The following is a 17,426-nucleotide window of genomic DNA, read 5'->3' on the forward strand; positions in this document are numbered from 1 at the left end:
CAAAGAAACTGTCCTCCCTGACCTCCCTGATAAAAAGCAACGAAAAACTACAGGTAGTGGAATGAAAGAGCCAAACATCAAGATGTTGAATGAGATCAGGACGCGCCCCGCTCTTTATCTTGATCGGCTTGCGGCAATCGCTGCCGCTGACCCGGAAATCAAGGACCGGATGGCGATCGAGGCGCAGCGCTGCCGGGTGATGATGGCGGCGGCGGCATTGCCGGAAGAATGCGGGGATGAGATCGCACCTTCTCCCGCTCGGGGCGGATTTGTCCTCGAACGGTTTCGCCACCTGGAAGAGGGCCGCGACGATGAGTTCATCCAGACCAGCAAGGGCTATGTCCGCAGGCTGCCGGTTCGCAGGGCCGATGCGTTCGACGCGATGATCGCCGCCGCCCTGCGCGCCAAGCGTGATGAGATGCCGCTGTCCTATGGCCAGATCGCCATCGGTCGCCGGTATCATGATCTGGTTGAGATGCTGTCATCGGACGGCACCAAGCTTTCGCAGCTGCAAGGCTCGACCGGTTCCGGCGACAATGGCGGCTGGATGGACCGGCGGCTGGCGCTGTCGGCTGAACTGGCCGGGATGCGGCGGCGGATCGGAAATGGCGTTGCCATGGCGGTGCGCCGCATCCGTCCGTCTGATCGAGGATCAAAGGCGCGCGGCACGATCACCGACAGGGTGCTGGTCGATATGGTGTGCCTGCAGGGCCGGGGCATAAAGGCGATCCTGCTGGCGCATGGTTGGCAGGACGATGGTCGAAACAAGAAAGCGCTGCGAGAGGCGCTGAGCGCGTCTCTGGACCGCATGATGGGATATCGGGCTGAAAAAAGTTCTTGACCGCTTACGCCCCTCTGTGCGAATCACATGGATAGTATCAGGAAGTGCGCCCGCAGGGATCATCCCCGGCGGGCGCTTCCATTTCTGCCATACGAGGGGAGGCTGCGGCGCCCCGATCATGCACAGGTCCGCCCGATGCGGACCCCGGCAGCCAGGCGGGTGGAAGGCCCGCAGCAATCGAGGATCACCATGCTGAAGATCACGGTCGAGGATCAGGCGTTGCAGGACAGCCTGCGGCACCTTGCCGAACGCGATATCCGTGTGGCCGCGACCTGGGCGCTGAACGATACCGCCTCGGATGTGCTTCAGCATGTCCAGGATCGCATGGATGAGGTTTTCGACCGTCCGACGCGGTTTGCGAAGAACGCCTTCACCGTTCGCGGCGCGCGCCCGACCAAGCTGGAAGCCGAGGTGATCGAGCGGCCATCGGTCGGTCGGCGCCATTTCCTGAAGGTTCAGGAATTCGGCGGGCAGCGCGGCCAGACCGGGCTTGAAGGTCTTCTGTCTGCGCGCCTGGCTTATGATGGCCATATTCAGGCCGCCGTTCCGGCAGCCGGGGCCAAGCTCGACGCCTATGGCAACTGGTCCAGCGGGGAACGCAACCAGGCGCTGTCGGCGGTGCAGGCGCAACGGGACCGGACGGCGAACACCACGGATCGTTCGCGCCGCAGAAACCGCAAGCGGGCCGGGTTCTTCGTTCCGCGCGAGGGCTCGAAACTTTCGCCGGGCATCTGGAAGCGCAACCCGGACGGGTCGATCCAGAAGATCCTGCACTTCACCACCGTCGCGCCGGTTTACGAGGAACGGCTCGGCTTCTTCGATGGCGCGGCCGAGGTCTACGCGGACCGCCTGCCGTTCCACCTGAAACGGACCCTCGCCAAGATGGTCAGCCGCCGGGCGTCGGGGGCATAACGATTTGGCGCGGGTCCTTCCTCGATGAAACCTGTCGGGGGTCATTCGCGCCCCGACAATCGCAACTAACTTGGGAAATTTCTGCGCTGGGAGATGGGGTTGTTGTTGGGGTCTGGCATGACGGATCAGGATCAGCCGCCGCAGCTTCTGCCGGTCGAGGTTGACGACGAACTGGCGCAGCAGTTGCGCCGCTTCCCGCTGCCCGAGACGATTCTCGACGCCGACATGAACCAGGAGGAGATCGCGCGGGCCTTCGATACCACGGTCAACACCGTGTCGAAATGGATCCGCGACGGCATGCCGGTCGCGCAGATCGGCGGCAATGGCCGTGCCTATGTGCTGCGCCTGTCGCATTGCTGGGCATGGCGCATGGCGCGCGAGGCCGAGGCGGATCAGCGCAACCGCCACAACGAGAACCAGATCAGCCTGCTGCGGGCCGAGTTCCTGGGCGTCGAGGTCGGCGACCAGGCCGCGCAGCTGAGCGCCAAGGAACGGCGCGAGCTGGCCGAGGCGGACATGCGCTGGTCGGAAGCCCAGTTGCGCCGTCGCCGGTTGGTGCAGCGGACCGACATGGTCGATCTGCTGGAGAGCATCGGCAAGATCGTCCGGGACGGATTGGAGGGCATGCCCGATCGGCTGGAGCGCGAGCTTGACCTCACGCCCGCCCAGGTCGCCGTTGTCGACAGGATCGGCAAGGACATCCTGACCGCGATCGCCGACCGGATCGAGGAAGAAGAACTTACCGGCCGGGACATCGATGATTCCGACCTGGGCGCGCGCCTGCTGATCTGACCATGGGCGCACATCAACGGTTCGAACCGCTGCCGCCCTATGCTGATCCAAGGGCGGCGCTGAAACAGGCATTGCCGGCATGGCGGCCCGCGCAGCGGATCACCGTGACCGAGGCGGCCGAGCGGTATATGCGGGTCAACGTGTCGGGCCAGTGGCAGCCGTTCCGGCGGGACGTGACGCCCTACATGGTCGAGCCGACCGACATGATCGCATCGCGGTCCTATCGTGGCATGGCCTTCTGCGGGCCGTCGCAGTCGGGAAAGACCCAGATGCTGCAATCGGCCATCGCCTATATGATCACCTCGGACCCGGGCCGGGTCGCGCTGTTTCAGATGACGCGCGAAGCGGCGGCGGAATTCGAGCGCAACAAGATCGCGCCGATGGTGCGCAACAGCCCCGAGCTTCGGTCGCGCCAGGCGCATGGCCGTGGTTCGGACAACATCTACCACAAGCTCTTCACGGGCGGGACGCAGCTGACGCTGGACTGGCCGACGATCACCAAGCTGAGTTCGGCGACGATGCGGCTGGTGCTGGGGACGGATTACGATCACTTCCCCGACAGCATCGACGGGGAAGGCGATGCCTATTCGCTGATGCGCGCCCGCGCCCGGACTTACCTGTCCCGCGGCATGGTGGTTGTCGAAAGCAGCCCGGGCGCCCCCTTGAAGGACGAAAGCTGGCGTCCGGTCACGCCGCATGATTGCCCGCCCGTCGAGTATGGCGTGCTGTCGCTCTATCCGCACGGCACGCGCGGCCGCTGGTATTGGCCCTGCCCCCATTGCGAGGCGGAGCTGGAGCCGACCTTCAAGCGGTTGCGCTATCCGGACAGCGCCGATCCGATGGAGGCCGGCGAGGCCGCCGAAATGATCTGCCCGCATTGCGGGTTCGGGTTCGGTCACGACCTGAAGCGTGAACTGAACGCCGTGGGGCGCTGGCTGCATGAGAGCCGCGAACTGGATGACCGGGGGCTGCCGACGCTGGTCCCGATCGACAGCGGCATCGCCCGCAAGACCGACATGCTCAGCTACTGGCTGGACGGGGCCGCCGCGGCCTTCGCGTCCTGGCGGGAGCTGGTCACGTCCTACCGGCAGGCCGTCGAAACCTTCGAGGCCACCGGCGATGAGGAGAAGCTGAAAACCGCCATGAACACCGGTCAGGCCCAGCCCTATTTCCCGCGCTCGGCGGCGTCGGAACTGGAAGTCACCGTGCAGGGGCTGCGCGACAAGGCGCGCGGTCTCGACCTGCCCAAGGGCATCGCGCCGACATGGGCGCGCTATCTGACGATCTCGGTGGACGTGCAGGCCACCCGCTTCGATGTCGGCGTGACGGCGTGGGGCGAGAACGGCCAGCACCAGCCGATCGACCGGTTCGACATCTTCACGCTGCCGGGGGGCGATCCCGATCGGCTGCTGAAGCCATTCGAGGCCGCCGAGGATTGGGAAGCCCTCTCGCCCCTGGCGGAACGCAGCTGGCCGGTCGATCGCTCCGACGCTCGGCTGCGCGCGGTCGCCATCGGCGTGGATCTTCATGGCGGCGGCGCCACGACCGACAATGCCTATCGTTTCTATCGCGGCCGTCGCCGTGCGGGCCAGCGCGACCTGTGGCACCTGACGCGGGGCGAAGGCGGGTTGAAGCACAAGGATCGGGTCTGGAAGAAGGCGCCCGAAAGCGCCAGCCAGCGCAGCCGCCGCCGTCGCGTCGCCAAGGATGTCGAGATCCTGTTCATGGCGACGGATCGGTTGAAGGACGCCGTGATGGCCTCGCTTCGCGCCGAAGCAGGCATGGTGAACTCCTGCCTTATCCCGGAATGGATGGGCGACGATCACCTGACCGAGTTCACGGCGGAACGGCGCCAGCCGGGCGGATGGCAGAAGCGCCCGGGCATGGTGCGCAACGAAAGCCTTGATCACCTGGTCCAGGCGCGCGCCATGCACATCCAAAAGGGCGGCGAGAAGATAGATTGGTCCGATCCGGTCACCTGGGCCAGCTGGAGCAGCAAGAACCCATATCTGTCGCTGGCGCAGAAGGATGATCCCGCGCCCGATGATCTTGAAGCCGCCGAGGATGGGGTTGCCGATGCCCCAGCCGCGGCGCCCGCTCGCCCGCCGTCCGCGCCGGCACAAACCCCGCTATCGGCGCCTGGTCGGGGCGGATGGATCCAGAAACGAGGAAGGTGGCTCTGATGGCCTATACCGTTGAAGACCTTGCGGCGCTGAAGGCGAACATCGCCAAGGGCGTCACCTCGTTGGAGGTCAATGGCGAGAAGGTCACGTTTCGCAGCCTCGATGAGATGCGCCGTATCGTGTCGATGATCGAGGATGAACTCTCTCCGAAGCCCGCTTCCGGCTTCCACCTGCCGACCTTCTCGCGTGGCTGACATGAACCTTCTGGATCGGGTGATCCTGGCGCTGTCGCCGCAAAGGGCGGCGGCGAGGGAGAAGGCGCGCACCATCGCCATGCACTATCGGGCTGCCCGCCTCGGGCATCGCAACGATGGTATCCGCCCCAGCGGGTCCGACGCCGACCTGGCGAGTCGAGACCGACGCCGGATATCCTTCTATGTCCGCGACATGATCCGCAACGCGCCCTTCGCGTCGCGGGTGCAGCAGGTGATCTGCGGGCATGTCGTCGGCGACGGGATCATTCCCAAGGTCCAGGTATCGAAGGGGTTGCGGGATGAGGTCAGGGATCGGATCCGGGATCGCGGTCTGGAACTGATCGAGGATCACCTGGACACGACCGATATCGACCGCCATGGCTTGCTGAACTTCTACGGGCTCCAGGCGGTGGCGATGAACACGGTCGTAGAGGCGGGGGAGGTCCTGATCCGCCGCCACCGGCCCACGAATTCGGGTTTGGCGATCCCCCTGCAGATCGAGGTGCTGGAACCGGACTATATCGATGACAGCCGCTGGGGACGGTCGCCCGATGGCAACGAGATCCGCGAAGGCATCGAATACGATGCCGACAACAGCCGTGTCGCATATTGGCTCTTTACCCAGCATCCGGGCGGCGAGTGGCGGCCCGGCACGTCGCCCTACATTTCCGAGCGAGTCCCGGCCGATGAGATCATCCATATCTTCCGGGTGGATCGACCGGACCAGACGCGGGGCGTCAGCTGGTTCACGCCTATCGCGGAAAAGCTGCTGAACCTGGACGATTCCGAAGACGCCCACCTGATGCGGCAGAAGATCGCAGCCTGTTTCGCGGCCTTCCACCACACCGGCGCGGACGGCAAACCCCGCCCCGAGCTTGGCAAGATGCTTGAGCCGGGCGTCATCATGCAGATCGCCGACGATGAGGATCTGACGTTCTCCGACCCTCCCGAGGTCGGTGATTTCGATGTGTTCCAGAAGGGGGTGCTGCGTTCCGTGGCGATGGGGGCAGGCATCACCTATGAGGCGCTGACAGGCGACCTGTCCGGCGTCAACTTCAGTTCGGCCCGGATCGGTCGGCTCGAAATGGACCGGAACGTCTCGCGCTGGCAGTGGACGATGATGGTGCCGATGTTCCTGCAGCCCTTCGGCAAATGGTTCATCGAGGCCTGGGCCGAGGTCGAGCAGGACGAGGCCTTCCAGCTGATGGTCTGGGAGGATCGCAAGGCCGTCCGCCTGACCTGGGTTCCGCCGCATCGGATCCTCGTTGACCCGGCGCGGGAGTTCTCGGCGCTGCGCGAAGCGGTGCGCTCAGGCTTCCAGTCCCGGCAAGGCGTCGTGCGCCAGCTGGGCGTCGATCCCGAACGCCTTCTGCAGGAGCAGGTCCAGGACAAGGAAGAGGCCGACAAGCTGCAATTGCCCTTCGACAGCGATCCGCGCGCGGACGTGTCGAGGAAAAACGCGACCTTCGACGACAAGGACAGCAACGATGAATGAAATCTTCCTGACAGGCACGGTCGGTTCGTCCTTCTGGGAGGAGGAATGTTTCACGGCCAAAACCGTGCGCGAGGAGATTGCCGGCATGACGGGCCCGCTGACGGTCCGCATCAATTCCGGCGGCGGAATCGCGACCGAGGGACAGGCGATCTACACCGCCCTGAAGAACTATGCCGGGGAGGTCACCGTCATCATCGAGGGGATCGCCGCCTCGGCCGCCTCGCTGATCGCCATGGCCGGCGACAAGATCGTCATGCCGCTCGGTGCGATCATGATGGTGCACGATCCGGCACAGTGGTGGACGCAGGGGCGCGGGACCGAGGACGATCACCTGCACGCGGCCAAGGCGATATCCGTCCTGGCGAACGCATATGCCGCGATCTATGCCGCCCGCGCCGGCATCACCGTCGAAGAAGCGCGCGACATCATGAAGGCGGAAACCTATTTCGACGGCGCTGCCGCCGTCGAGGCGGGTTTCGCCACCGAAACCGATGAGAGCACCGATGCGGCCGCTGCGGCGCTCTTCGATTACCGGCTCTATCCGAAGGCCCCTGCGGCGCTTCGGAAGATCGGTGACGGACTGGAGCGGCGGGCCACCGGATCGATGATCGTGGCCATGATGGCCGGATCGGCTGACCTCAAGCAGAAGGAGAAGACCATGGGTAAGCGCACCAAGACGCAGCTTCGCGCGCAGATGGAAGACCAGGACAAGGATCTCATGGAAGAAGACGATCCCACCCTGGAGGAGGACGATCCCGATCTGGAGAACGACGATGATCCGGATGCCGAGATCGATGACGATCCCGACGCGGAGGATGATGACCCCGATGCCGAGGGGGAAGACGATCCCGACGCCGAGGAAGATGATGAGCCCAACGCCCATGCCACGGCCATCATGAACTTCGCCGCCTCGCGCAAGATCGGCGCGGATATCGCGATGAACTGGATCAACCGCGGGCTGACCATCAAGCAGGCGACCAAGGAGTACAAGATGAAGCACGCTCAGCGCCCGGCCAAGGCGCGCGCCGGCCTGACCCGCGGCACCATCCTGCGCGATGAGCGCAGCACCCGCCGCGCGGCCATGGCCAGCGCCCTGCATGCGCAGATCACCGGCCGCGATCCGGCCAACGGCGCCGCCCGCCAGTACATGGAAATGTCCATTGTCGATATGGCGGCGGCGTCGATCGGCCATCGCGGCAAGATCAGGACCTCGGGAGACAAGATCGATGTCCTGATGGCGGCGTCTCACTCGACCAGCGATTTTCCGGCGATCTTCGAGAACGCCCTGAACAAGGTGCTGCTGGAGCGCTACAGCGAGTTCCAGCCGACCTATCGGCTCATCGCGAAGAAGCGGAATTTCCGGGACTTCCGGCCGATGCCACTGGTCCGTTCGGGTGACTTCCCGACGCTGTTGCCTGTCGGTGAGACGGGTGAGATCAAATGGGGCACCTTCGGGGAAAGCGGGGAGAACGCTATCATCGTGCCCTATGCCCGCGGCCTCACGATCAGCCGCACGATGATGATCAACGACGAGCTTGGCGCCATCAACGACATGCTGTCGAGCTATGGCGAGACCATCGTGCATTTCGAGGAGCAGACCTTCTATGCTGCGGCCCTGAACGCGACCCTGTCGGACGGCAATCCGATCTTCCATGCCAGCCGCAACAACGTCGCGGCAGTCGGGACGGGGATCACGGCCGCCGCCCTGTCGGGAGGCCGCGCCGCGATGCGGCTGCAGACCTCGATCGACGGGTTGAAGCTGAACCTGTCGCCGTCGATCCTGCTGGTCGGTCCCGCCATGGAAACTCAGGCGGAAATGATCGTCGCGCAGATCACGCCGACCGATGCCGGGGCGGTGAACCCGTTCTCGGGCAGGCTGAAGCCGGTGGTCACGACCGAGATCGAGGACGAATCCTGGTATCTGCTGTCCGAGCGGGCGCCCTGCTGGGTCTATGGCTTCCTCGAAGGCCAGGAAGCCCCGCGCGTGCGCACCGAGGAACCCTTCGGGACCCAAGGCTTCTCGATGACGGTCGAGCATGACTTTGGTCAAGGGGCGGCCGATTTCCGCGGCGGGTTCTTCAATCCGGGCGAGTAAGCCGCCTGCACCCGCATAACCGTCGACAAAGAGCCGCCTTCTGGGCGGCTCTTGTCATTCACGATCACCTCAGGAGCTGAGCATGAAGAACTATATCCAGAAGGGCGCAGCGGTATCGATCCCCGCCCCCCATGCCGTCAATTCGGGCGGAATGGTCGTTGCCGGCGTCCTGGCCGGCGTCGCCGGTCATGATGCCGAGGTCGGCGAGGATGTCGAGGTCCACGTCGAAGGGGTCTACGATCTCGCCAAGGTCTCGGCGCAGGCCTGGACGGTCGGCCAGGCCATCCACGTCAACACGACCAGCCGGCTGTGCACCAACGTCCCGGCGGCGGGCACGCTGTTCGTGGGCGTGGCCGTCGCGGCGGCCGCGAACCCCTCGGGCCTCGGCAGGGTCCGGCTGAACGGGGCCGCCCCGGCCGCCACGGGCGAGTAATGACGGATCTGTATCTCGGCCTGACCGGGCTTCTGGCCGGGGTCTTCGGATCCCGGCCCCGGTATTTCCCGCAATCCGGCCCGGATCGCGAGATCCAGTCGATTTTCCGGGAGGCGCCCATCGAGGTCACGGCGGCCGATGGCCAGATCCTGCGCATCGACGCCCCTACCTGGCGTGTCGCGCGCAATCTCGCGCCCGAATTGCGCCGGGGCGACATGATCACGGTGCCCGATGGGCGCTCCTATCGGGTGACCGTGGTCCACAGCACCGGTTCGCCGAGCGCGGATGCGTTCCTGGTCGCCGAACTGCATCTGATCACGGGGGGCTGACGTGCCGCATTACCGTTCCGGATACCGCGCCGCCGTCCGGGCCGCCCTCGGCGCGGATCCCGGCTTCGCCGATGTCACCGTCATGAAGGTCTGGCCGGGCTCGGTCGATGTCCACACGCTTCCGGTTCTGGGCGTGGTGACGCCCAACGAGCCGACCTCGCGCGACAGCCAGAAATCCACCACCCGCCGCACGCTGTTGCAGGTGGTCTTGCGCCGGGTCGGCGGCGACGATGTCGAGGATCGCCTCGATGACGACAGCGCTGTGATCGAGGCGCTGGTCTACGGCGCCCTTCGGGGCCCAGAACTGAAATGCCAGCTGGAGGATACCAGTGTCGTTGCCCACACGCAGGCCGAAAGCATCGTCGGCACGCTGATCATGAGCTTCCGGGTGCAGTCCTGGCAGCCTGAACCCACCCTTCCCTGATATTTTTCGCGAGGAGAACAGATCATGCCTGCTGGAATGATCGGCTACGGCTCGACCGTGCGCATTGGCCGGGGCACCACCCCCACATTCGTTGAAATCGAGCTGGTCGGTGACCTCGAACTGCCCGATGAGCAGATCGATGAGGTCGAGGTGACGCATATGAAGTCGCCCGGCCGGCGCCGGCAGTTCATCGCCGGACTGATCGACAGCGGCGAGTTGTCGATCCCGATGAACTACATCCCCGGTTCGCCCACCGATACCCTGCTGCTGGAGATCAAGGCCAGCGGCGAAGAGGTAATCCTGGAGATCACCGTGGGCACGGGCGGGACGCCGGAACAGTATTCCGCATTCCTGAAGGGCTATTCGCGCACCGCTCCGATCGATGACAAGATGACCGCCGAGGCGACGTTCCGCATCTCGGCCCAGATCGAGGGCTGATCATGACGGCACAGATCACCGGCGAGATCACTGCCAGCTTCGAGGGCCGGGAATACCGGCTCATGCTCGGCCTGCGCGGCATCGCCAGGCTGCAGGAAGAATATGGCAAGGAACTCACCCCGCTGATGGAGATGAGCGAGGGCAACAGTATACCGGACATGAACGTCCTGCTGCGCGTGGTCGATATCGCCCTGATGCGCCACCATGACGATGTGGGCGAGGATGTCGCGGAAGGCCTGCTCATGCAGGACATGGACCTGCCCGGCAAGCTGCTGGCGGCGGCCTTCCCCACGGTCGAGGATGCCGGGGGAAACGGCAAGGGAAAGCGGAGGGCGGGGCGCTAGACCTCGCCCGCCTGCATACGGTCTGGCTGCGTCTCGGCCTTTGCCCGGATCGGTTCTGGCTGATCACGCCGCGACTGCTGCTTGCCGAGATCGACGCGGCGCAGGAAAGGGCGCGCGATCGCGATGATCTGGCGATCACCGCCGCCTGGATCACCGCGGCCCTGACCCGCGCGAAAAAGCTGCCGAAGCTGAAGAAGCTCCTGGAGCGTCCAGGCGACGGGAAGAAGGACCTGCGCGCCTATCTGGACGGCCTGAAGGTCGTTCTCCCGACTATTACGTTGGCGGAGTGGTCTCGGCGTCGAGGCGAGTGATTTCGTATATCAGGAGATCAACATGCGATCCCGATACCTTCACTTCGGCTTTTATGCTGACCTCGCAATCGTCTTCCCTTCGGAAAAGCTCGAACTTGCATTCGGAGATAGAGGCGAGCGTCGATCTGTCTACGGCCAATTCCACGGCATAAGCCGCACCTCCTGACCGAAGTTGCCATCCAGTTATGGTTTGCCCAATGGTCCCAGAAGCTTGGACTTCAACCCCGTCAATCGAAGACACCGTTTGTTGAAGTTCCGGCAGATTGTCATTGGCCAGGGCAACGGCGGGAAAGATCGCGATTGCCACGTTGAGAACTGTCCGCATTTTAATCCTGCTATGGAGCGTTGAATGACCAGTCGCGCGATGGTTGGCCGACTCAGGGTCGGTTTGCAACTGGACAAGGCCGAATTCCAGAAGGGAATCGACCAGGCTAAGTCCGGCATCCAGCGCTTCAGCGCCGATGTGGACAAGCGCCTGGGCGCGCTTGGCAACCTGCCCGGCGTTCGATCCCTGCAATCGGCCATGGCCTCGATCGGCAAGAATGCCGCGGCAGCCCTGGCGAAGGGAACGGCCGCCGCGACGGTGGCGCTGGCAGGCCTGTCGGTCTCGGCGATCAACACGGCCGGCGAGATCCGCAACCTGTCGCGCGTCGCCAATGCCACGCCCGAGGAGTTCCAGGGCTGGGCGGCCGGCGCGCGCTCGGTCGGCATCGAGCAGGAAAAGCTGGCGGACATCCTGAAGGACGTGAACGACCGGGTCGGCGACTTCATCTCGACCGGCGGCGGGCCGATGAAGGATTTCTTCGAGGTGGTCGCGCCGAAGGTCGGGGTCACGGCGGATCAGTTCCGCAAGCTGTCGGGCCCCCAGGCGCTGCAGCTCTATGTGGATACCCTGGAAAAGGCCAACCTGAACCAGCAGGACTTCACCTTCTACCTGGAGGCGATGGCCTCGGATACGACCGCCCTGCTGCCGCTGCTGCGCAACGGCGGCAAGCAGATGCAGGAATATGCCGATCGCGCCGCCGCCCTGGGTGGCGTGATGAGCAATCAGACCGTGAAGTCCCTGGCCTCGATGAAGACCGCGCTGTCAGAGGTCGGCACCGTCATGCGCGGGGTTCGGAACGATCTGGGCGCGGCCTTCGCGCCGATGATCGAGGCCCTGGCCAAGGCGTTCGTCTCGCTGATGACACGGGGCAGCGGCCTGCGGATGATGTTCGACGGCATTGCCGCCGCGGTTCGGGTGGTTGCCAACTTCCTGTCCTCGCTGATCACCATCATTTCCTCGGCGGTCTCAGGGATCTGGAACCTGGTCCGGTCGGCCGCGCAGGCGGTCAACGAGTTCACCGGGCTGGGAGAGACGTTCAGGACGGTGATCGCCAACTCCCCGATCGGGATGATGTACCGGATGGTGACCGGGTTTGCAGCGCTGATCAGGGCGACCGGCAGTTTCGGCGGGGCCCTGTCCGCCCTGAAAGGCGTGGCGCTTGAGGTCTGGGACCGAATGAAGATGGGCGCGGCGCTAATGTCGGAAAGCATCGGCCTTGCGGCGCTTGCCATCGAGACGGCCTTCACCAAGGCCTTCGCCTGGATCCTGCGGAAGTTCGCGGATCTGACTTCGGCCATCGCCGATGGCATCAATTCGCTCTTCGAGAAGGTGGGGATGACCTCGCCTGGCCTGACCGGGATCGGCGCTGAACTGGCCGACAGCATGGAGGAACACGCCTCCTATAGCGCGACGGTGGTCAAGGAGAATACGAAATCGATCCGTCGCAGCTGGTCAAGCGTCACGGCGCCCCTGGCCTCGGTCGCGGCGCTGAACGAACTTGTCGCCGCCAGCGCAGAGGGCGCGGCTGCCGAGTTCGGCGGCGGCTCGGGCGCTTCCGGCGAAGGTCTTTCCGGCGCCGCCGACAAGGCGGGCTCCAGCGCCTCGAAGGCCGGCGGCAAGATGTCCGAGCTGCAGAAGGTCCTGAAAAGCCTGCGCGAGGAAGCCGCGAAGCTGAAGGCCACGCTGTGGATGAATGCCACCGATGCGGCGATCTGGGAGAACCTGCAGAAGGCGGGCGTATCGGCCGGGTCCGTCGCCGGCCGGGAAATCTCGGAACTCACGCGGCAGATCGAGGGCATGAAGGAGCTGAAAAGCGCCACCGATGAGTGGAAGACCAGCCTCAGCGACGGCTTCCGGGAGTTGTCGCGCCGCGGCAGTTCGTTCCGGGATGTGCTGTCCAGCCTGATCGACAAGTTCGCGGACATGATCTGGACGCAGGGATTCGACATGGTCTGGAACGGTGGCGGCCTGGGCAGCGTGGTCGGCGGCGCCTTGTCCTGGCTCGGCATCGGGTCGAATGCCAACGGCACGAAAAGCTGGCAGGGCGGGCTGACGCGCGTCCATGAGCGCGGCGGCGAGATCCTGAACCTGCCGCGCGGGACGCAGATCATCCCGCATGAGATCTCGAAACGCATGGCCGATGAAGCGTCGGAGCGCGGCCCGGACCACATGTCGATCGGCTTTGACAAATCGGTCGGCGAGCTGACCGCGACCATGTACGACATCGCCGGCAATGTCGTCTCCTCCGCCCGCCAGTCGATCGTCGGCGATGCCGTATCCGCGACAGGCCGCGCCATGGGCAAGACCAAGACCTTCGGAAGGCAGTTCTGATGCCGATACAGGTCTTCCCCTGGCCCCCGGTCGGCGCGCTCGGCGGGGAATGGACGCAGATCGCCCCGACTGCCCGGCTGCGCTCCGGGCTCACCGGGCGCGACCAGATGCAGGCCTCCCAGCCCCGTCGCCGGATCGCGACCGTGGTGGTCTCGGCCCTGGCCGCCGGCCGCATGGGCGCCGGCTATTGCGAGACGCTGAAACAGATCCTCGACGGCGGCATCCACGCTGTTCGCCTCCAGTCCTCGCCCATCAACTGGTGGCTGGATGAGCTGCAGCGGCAAGGCGAGACGATGAACGCCAATCCGCTGGCGTGGCGGGCAGGCAGCGGCCCCAATCCGCTGGCCTATCAAGCTGGTTCAGGACCGAACCCGCTGAACTGGTATAGCGGCCTCGTGGTGCGTGGCGGGGTGCCGGTCGCCGCCGGGGCGTGGGTGCATCTGCCCGCCTGGGGCCTGCCGGGCAACGCCATCGTCGGCAGGCCGGGGGACTTCATCCGGATATACGACCTGGCCGACAGCGCGGTCAGCGAGATTGCCCGGCTGATGCGGCCTGCGGCCACGAATTCGGCCGGCGAGGTGACGCTGAAGCTCGACCGCATGCCGTCGATCAGCAACGGCCGGATCAGCATGGCGGGCCAGGATGAGGCGGTGTTCCGGGTCGAGGGTGCGCTTCCCCGCGCGGTCCAGCCGGTCAGCGGCGACTGGTCCTATACGTGGAACTTCCGCGAGGTCTTCGCCGAAGAGGTCGGCGGGTTTCAGGAAAGGCCGAACACATGGACCTGACGCGGGGCGTTCCTTCAGCGCTGCTGACGGCCATTTCCGGGCCATTCTTCTTCCCGGTGGTGCTGGCGCATATCGACTGGCCCGGCGCGCCGCTCTGGGCGCATAGCGGGCGCGGCAACATCACCTGGAACGGCCAGACCTGGCTGGGCGTCGGCAAGTTCGGCTCGGTCGATATCCCCGAGGAAGTCGCCGCCGGCATCCCGACCGAGTTCAGCATGATGCTGGTCTCTGATTTCCCGGATCTGGAGGCCTATACCAACACGGCCATCAAGGGCGCGACCGCAGCGGTCTACATGGGCGCGGTGACCGAACGGGGCGGCAACAGCCTGATCGGCGCCGTCGAAGTGTCGTCGGGCACCGCCGATGGCATGGGGATGACCGTCGAGATCGTCAGCGATGACGGCCGGGTCGAGACGATGTTCGGTCTGCGCGTGACCATCGCGACCGGCCCGTCCTATCGCTCGCTGGCCTCGATCGCGCACAGCCATGAGGACCAGTCGCGGCAGTATCCGGGCGACACGGCCGGGCGGCACCTGATGTTCTCGCAGTCGCTGGCCGAAAAGACCTGGTGGCCCGAGCCGTGACGCCGGAGACAGTGCTGGCCGAGGTCGAACGGGTGATGTCCCGCCCGTTCGAATGGGGTCCCTGTGACTGCTGCAGCGCCGCCTGCGACGTGTTTGCCGCCCTGTGGGGCTTCGATCCGATGGCCGCCCTGCGCGGCTATCACGGGCTGATGGGCGCGGTGCGCCTGCTGGATCACGGCGGCGGCCTGGAGGAGATGGCGGACCGCCATGCGCGCCGCGCCGGCCTTCGGGCGGGTCACGCGACCGGCGGTCTGGCCTTCGTCCACTTCGCCCCGGAACTGGGCCTGCTGCATGGCCCACGCCGGGTCCTGCTGGCGTCACTTCTGATCTGCATCCAACCCGGCCAGTGGGCCGGAAAATCACGAAACGGCTTCGCCATCCTGCGGAGCGCGGACAAGGGCTGGCATGCGTAAACTGCTATTGGTCACCACAGCGCTGGTCGGCTTCGCGCATGCCGAGCCGGCCGAGGCGGCGCCGGTCGGCGCATGGGTTGCGGGAACAGTGTTTGGCCTGTCTGCCGGGACGGCTGCCTTCGCGGTTGTGTCGGGAGTGGTCACCATGGCCATCTCGGTCGGCTTGAACTTGATCGCTCAGAAGCTGCGCGGCAATCCGAAACAGGAGGCTGTCCGAACCGAGCTGACACGGCCCACCTCGTTGCCTGCCTATCGTTTCGTCTATGGCAAGACATGGGCGCCCGGAACCCCGGTTGCCTGGACAGTGAAAGGCCGCGTCCTCTACATCTGCTACCTGCTCAACAGCAGGCCATCCGCCGGACCGTTTACGCCCTTGTTCGACAAGCGCGTGGTCGAGAAATCCGGCAACGAATTCGATTTCGGGGGCGGGGGTGGTGCCGTCGCCACCAACGATCCCTTCTCGGGCCATGTGCGATACTGGATCGGCAACGGCAGCCAGATCGTCTGCCCGGCCCAGATCGTCAGCGAGACGGATGGGTATTTCACCGCGTCAGACGCCTGGCAGGGACGCACGGTGCTGTGGGCGCGGCTGAATTGCGGTGATGACGAAGGACGCCAGGAGCGCTGGCCCGCAACCCCGCCGGAATTGAATGTGGATGGTAACTGGTCATTGGTCCGCGATCCGCGCACCGGAGGCACGCTGGCATTCTCGCGCAACCAGGCGTTGATCGTTCTCGATGCTCTGCGCAACAATCCGGTGCGTGCTTATAGCGACCAGTATCTGCGCCTCGATACGTTCCGGTGGGCGGCGGATGTGGCCGATGAGGCAGTGGCGGTCAAGGGCGGCGGGACGATCCCGCGCTATTGCTGCGACGGGGTCCTGGTCTTCGGCGACGGGGCGGAGCTGGAGGACCAGTTGCAGCCGCTGCTGGCGGCCGGCGCGTCGCGCTTGACGCGCATCGGCGGGCGGCTCGGGATCATCCCGGCCACGCCGCGGCCGAGCGTCAAGACGATCACCGATTATACGGATGGCCAGCCGCTGGACCTGATCCGCTGGCGGTCCTCGGATGACCTCTATACCGAGGCGGTGGCACGCTATCCGGCACCCGACCGGGCCTATGAAAGCGCGGAGACGCCCGTCTATGTGGTGCCCGGCGCCCAGGAGGCCGATGGCGGCGTGGCCAAGCGCCTCTGGCTCGATCTGGATTTCGTAACCGATTACCGGCAGGCCGAGCGGCTGGCCAAGATTGCGGCCGAGCGCAGCCGCATGCAGCGCGGGATCTCTTTCGAGCTGTTTCCCGATAGCTTCGACCTGGTCGCGGGCTCGATGTGCGATGTCGATCTGGGTTCGCCCTTCGGGGCGTGGCAGGGCAAGTACGAGGTGGACAGCATCTCCCCTTTCGCGGGGGTCAACGATGATGAGTCGATCACCATCCGCCTGCCGACCGTGCTGACCGAGAGTTCGGACGCGATCTATGCCTGGAACGCGGCGACCGAGGAACAGGACGTGCTGGCCGGGGCCTTCGACGGCAGCGTCGGGCGCGTCCAGCCGCCGCCCTCGATCGTGATGACCACCGGCACCGCCGCCGCCGAGCAGAGCGGCGACACGGTGATACCGGGCGTGATCGCCGCCTGGAACGGCTCGCCCTCGGCATCCGTCACGGGCTACGAATATGAATGGATCGTCTATGCCGGGAGCAGCGGCACGCCCGCCGTTCGGCCCGGCGGCAAGCTGTCGCTGGATGCGGCCGACGAATTCGGGGTGTTTTCCGTCACCCTGCAGTTCCCGCAGATCGGCACAGACTATCAGATCCGGGTGCGCTCCATCGGGACCTATGGTGAGTCGGAATGGCGGACCTCGGCTCCGATCACGGCGGCAGGCCCGTCCGGATCTCTGCCGGTCCCGCAGGGGATCACCGCCGTTGCCCAGGGCGCCAACCGTATCAATGTCACCGCGACGCAGGCGGCCGACCCCAATGCCCGCACGCTGCTGATCTACGGCAATGACGTGGACAGCAGCCTGACTGCCGAACTGCTCTGGACGGTTCCCGCCGGGGCGTCCGTCTCCGTCGCCCGGTCCGAGACAGGCCTGGGCAGCGGCACCACACGCTACTACTTCGCGCGCGCACGCGACCAGTGGTCGAACCTGTCCGGGTTCACCGACAGCGCCAGCGCCACCACTTCCTGACATCGAGAG

Annotated in this window: 18 protein-coding genes; 17 read left to right on the forward strand and 1 reads right to left on the reverse strand. The window is 65.5% G+C overall.

From position 1 onward, the window contains the following. The first annotated feature begins 61 nt into the window (after positions 1-61). The 12 genes from C9E82_RS13275 to C9E82_RS13330 all read left to right on the forward strand — a co-directional run bounded on the left by C9E82_RS13275 (position 62) and on the right by C9E82_RS13330 (position 10,480). Complete coding sequence (locus tag C9E82_RS13275) at positions 62-841, forward strand: hypothetical protein (protein ID WP_240643551.1); 780 nt, start codon at positions 62-64, stop codon at positions 839-841. A gap of 135 nt (positions 842-976) precedes the next feature. Continuing rightward, complete coding sequence (locus C9E82_RS13280) at positions 977-1,753, forward strand: hypothetical protein (protein WP_240643550.1); 777 nt, start codon at positions 977-979, stop codon at positions 1,751-1,753. Positions 1,754-1,870: 117 nt separating this feature from the next. Further along, positions 1,871-2,545, forward strand: coding sequence for a terminase small subunit (locus C9E82_RS13285; RefSeq protein WP_119898380.1), 675 nt, complete (start codon positions 1,871-1,873; stop codon positions 2,543-2,545). A gap of 2 nt (positions 2,546-2,547) precedes the next feature. Then, positions 2,548-4,728 carry a phage terminase large subunit family protein gene (locus tag C9E82_RS13290; RefSeq protein WP_119898379.1) on the forward strand — a complete coding sequence of 727 codons (2,181 nt, stop codon included), beginning with the start codon at positions 2,548-2,550 and terminating at the stop codon, positions 4,726-4,728. Continuing rightward, complete coding sequence (locus C9E82_RS13295; protein ID WP_119898378.1) at positions 4,728-4,922, forward strand: phage head-tail joining protein; 195 nt, start codon at positions 4,728-4,730, stop codon at positions 4,920-4,922. Before C9E82_RS13290 ends, C9E82_RS13295 begins: the two co-directional genes overlap by 1 nt. 1 nt (position 4,923) lies before the next feature. Further along, positions 4,924-6,417, forward strand: coding sequence for a phage portal protein (locus tag C9E82_RS13300; RefSeq protein ID WP_119898377.1), 1,494 nt, complete (start codon positions 4,924-4,926; stop codon positions 6,415-6,417). Further along, positions 6,410-8,512 (forward strand): head maturation protease, ClpP-related, encoded by a 2,103-nt coding sequence (locus tag C9E82_RS13305; RefSeq protein WP_119898376.1) that lies wholly within the window; start codon positions 6,410-6,412, stop codon positions 8,510-8,512. Before C9E82_RS13300 ends, C9E82_RS13305 begins: the two co-directional genes overlap by 8 nt. An 82-nt stretch (positions 8,513-8,594) precedes the next feature. Further along, on the forward strand, positions 8,595-8,945 hold the full coding sequence (locus C9E82_RS13310) for a DUF2190 family protein (protein WP_119898375.1): 351 nt from the start codon (positions 8,595-8,597) through the stop codon (positions 8,943-8,945). Beyond that, on the forward strand, positions 8,945-9,274 hold the full coding sequence (locus C9E82_RS13315; protein WP_119898374.1) for a head-tail joining protein: 330 nt from the start codon (positions 8,945-8,947) through the stop codon (positions 9,272-9,274). The genes C9E82_RS13310 and C9E82_RS13315 overlap by 1 nt, the downstream gene beginning before the upstream one ends. A 1-nt stretch (position 9,275) precedes the next feature. Beyond that, the gene (locus C9E82_RS13320; RefSeq protein WP_119898373.1) at positions 9,276-9,698 is read left to right on the forward strand and encodes a hypothetical protein; all 423 of its coding nucleotides are present in this window, start codon (positions 9,276-9,278) and stop codon (positions 9,696-9,698) included. A 24-nt stretch (positions 9,699-9,722) separates the two neighbouring features. Next, positions 9,723-10,136 (forward strand): phage tail tube protein, encoded by a 414-nt coding sequence (locus C9E82_RS13325; RefSeq protein WP_147393093.1) that lies wholly within the window; start codon positions 9,723-9,725, stop codon positions 10,134-10,136. Positions 10,137-10,138: 2 nt separating this feature from the next. After that, complete coding sequence (locus C9E82_RS13330; RefSeq protein ID WP_119898371.1) at positions 10,139-10,480, forward strand: hypothetical protein; 342 nt, start codon at positions 10,139-10,141, stop codon at positions 10,478-10,480. 273 nt (positions 10,481-10,753) lie between these two features. Here the strand turns inward: C9E82_RS13330 and C9E82_RS24105 are convergent, their stop codons facing one another. After that, positions 10,754-11,116 carry a hypothetical protein gene (locus C9E82_RS24105; protein WP_147393092.1) on the reverse strand — a complete coding sequence of 121 codons (363 nt, stop codon included), beginning with the start codon at positions 11,114-11,116 and terminating at the stop codon, positions 10,754-10,756. A gap of 24 nt (positions 11,117-11,140) precedes the next feature. On the opposite strand from C9E82_RS24105, the gene C9E82_RS13335 reads away from it, so the two are divergent. Genes C9E82_RS13335 through C9E82_RS13355 form a run of 5 tightly spaced genes read left to right on the forward strand, consistent with a single transcriptional unit; the run spans position 11,141 to position 17,417 of the window. Beyond that, the gene (locus C9E82_RS13335) at positions 11,141-13,447 is read left to right on the forward strand and encodes a hypothetical protein (RefSeq protein ID WP_147393091.1); all 2,307 of its coding nucleotides are present in this window, start codon (positions 11,141-11,143) and stop codon (positions 13,445-13,447) included. Next, positions 13,447-14,232 (forward strand): hypothetical protein, encoded by a 786-nt coding sequence (locus C9E82_RS13340; RefSeq protein ID WP_119898369.1) that lies wholly within the window; start codon positions 13,447-13,449, stop codon positions 14,230-14,232. The genes C9E82_RS13335 and C9E82_RS13340 overlap by 1 nt, the downstream gene beginning before the upstream one ends. Then, positions 14,223-14,816 carry a hypothetical protein gene (locus C9E82_RS13345; protein WP_119898368.1) on the forward strand — a complete coding sequence of 198 codons (594 nt, stop codon included), beginning with the start codon at positions 14,223-14,225 and terminating at the stop codon, positions 14,814-14,816. The genes C9E82_RS13340 and C9E82_RS13345 overlap by 10 nt, the downstream gene beginning before the upstream one ends. Next, positions 14,813-15,229, forward strand: coding sequence for a DUF6950 family protein (locus C9E82_RS13350; RefSeq protein WP_147393090.1), 417 nt, complete (start codon positions 14,813-14,815; stop codon positions 15,227-15,229). Before C9E82_RS13345 ends, C9E82_RS13350 begins: the two co-directional genes overlap by 4 nt. Next, on the forward strand, positions 15,222-17,417 hold the full coding sequence (locus tag C9E82_RS13355) for a phage tail protein (protein ID WP_119898366.1): 2,196 nt from the start codon (positions 15,222-15,224) through the stop codon (positions 17,415-17,417). The genes C9E82_RS13350 and C9E82_RS13355 overlap by 8 nt, the downstream gene beginning before the upstream one ends. The last annotated feature ends 9 nt before the right edge of the window (positions 17,418-17,426 follow it).

It is taken from the genome of Paracoccus sigandri, assembly GCF_003709565.1.
GTDB classification, from domain to species: domain Bacteria; phylum Pseudomonadota; class Alphaproteobacteria; order Rhodobacterales; family Rhodobacteraceae; genus Paracoccus; species Paracoccus siganidrum.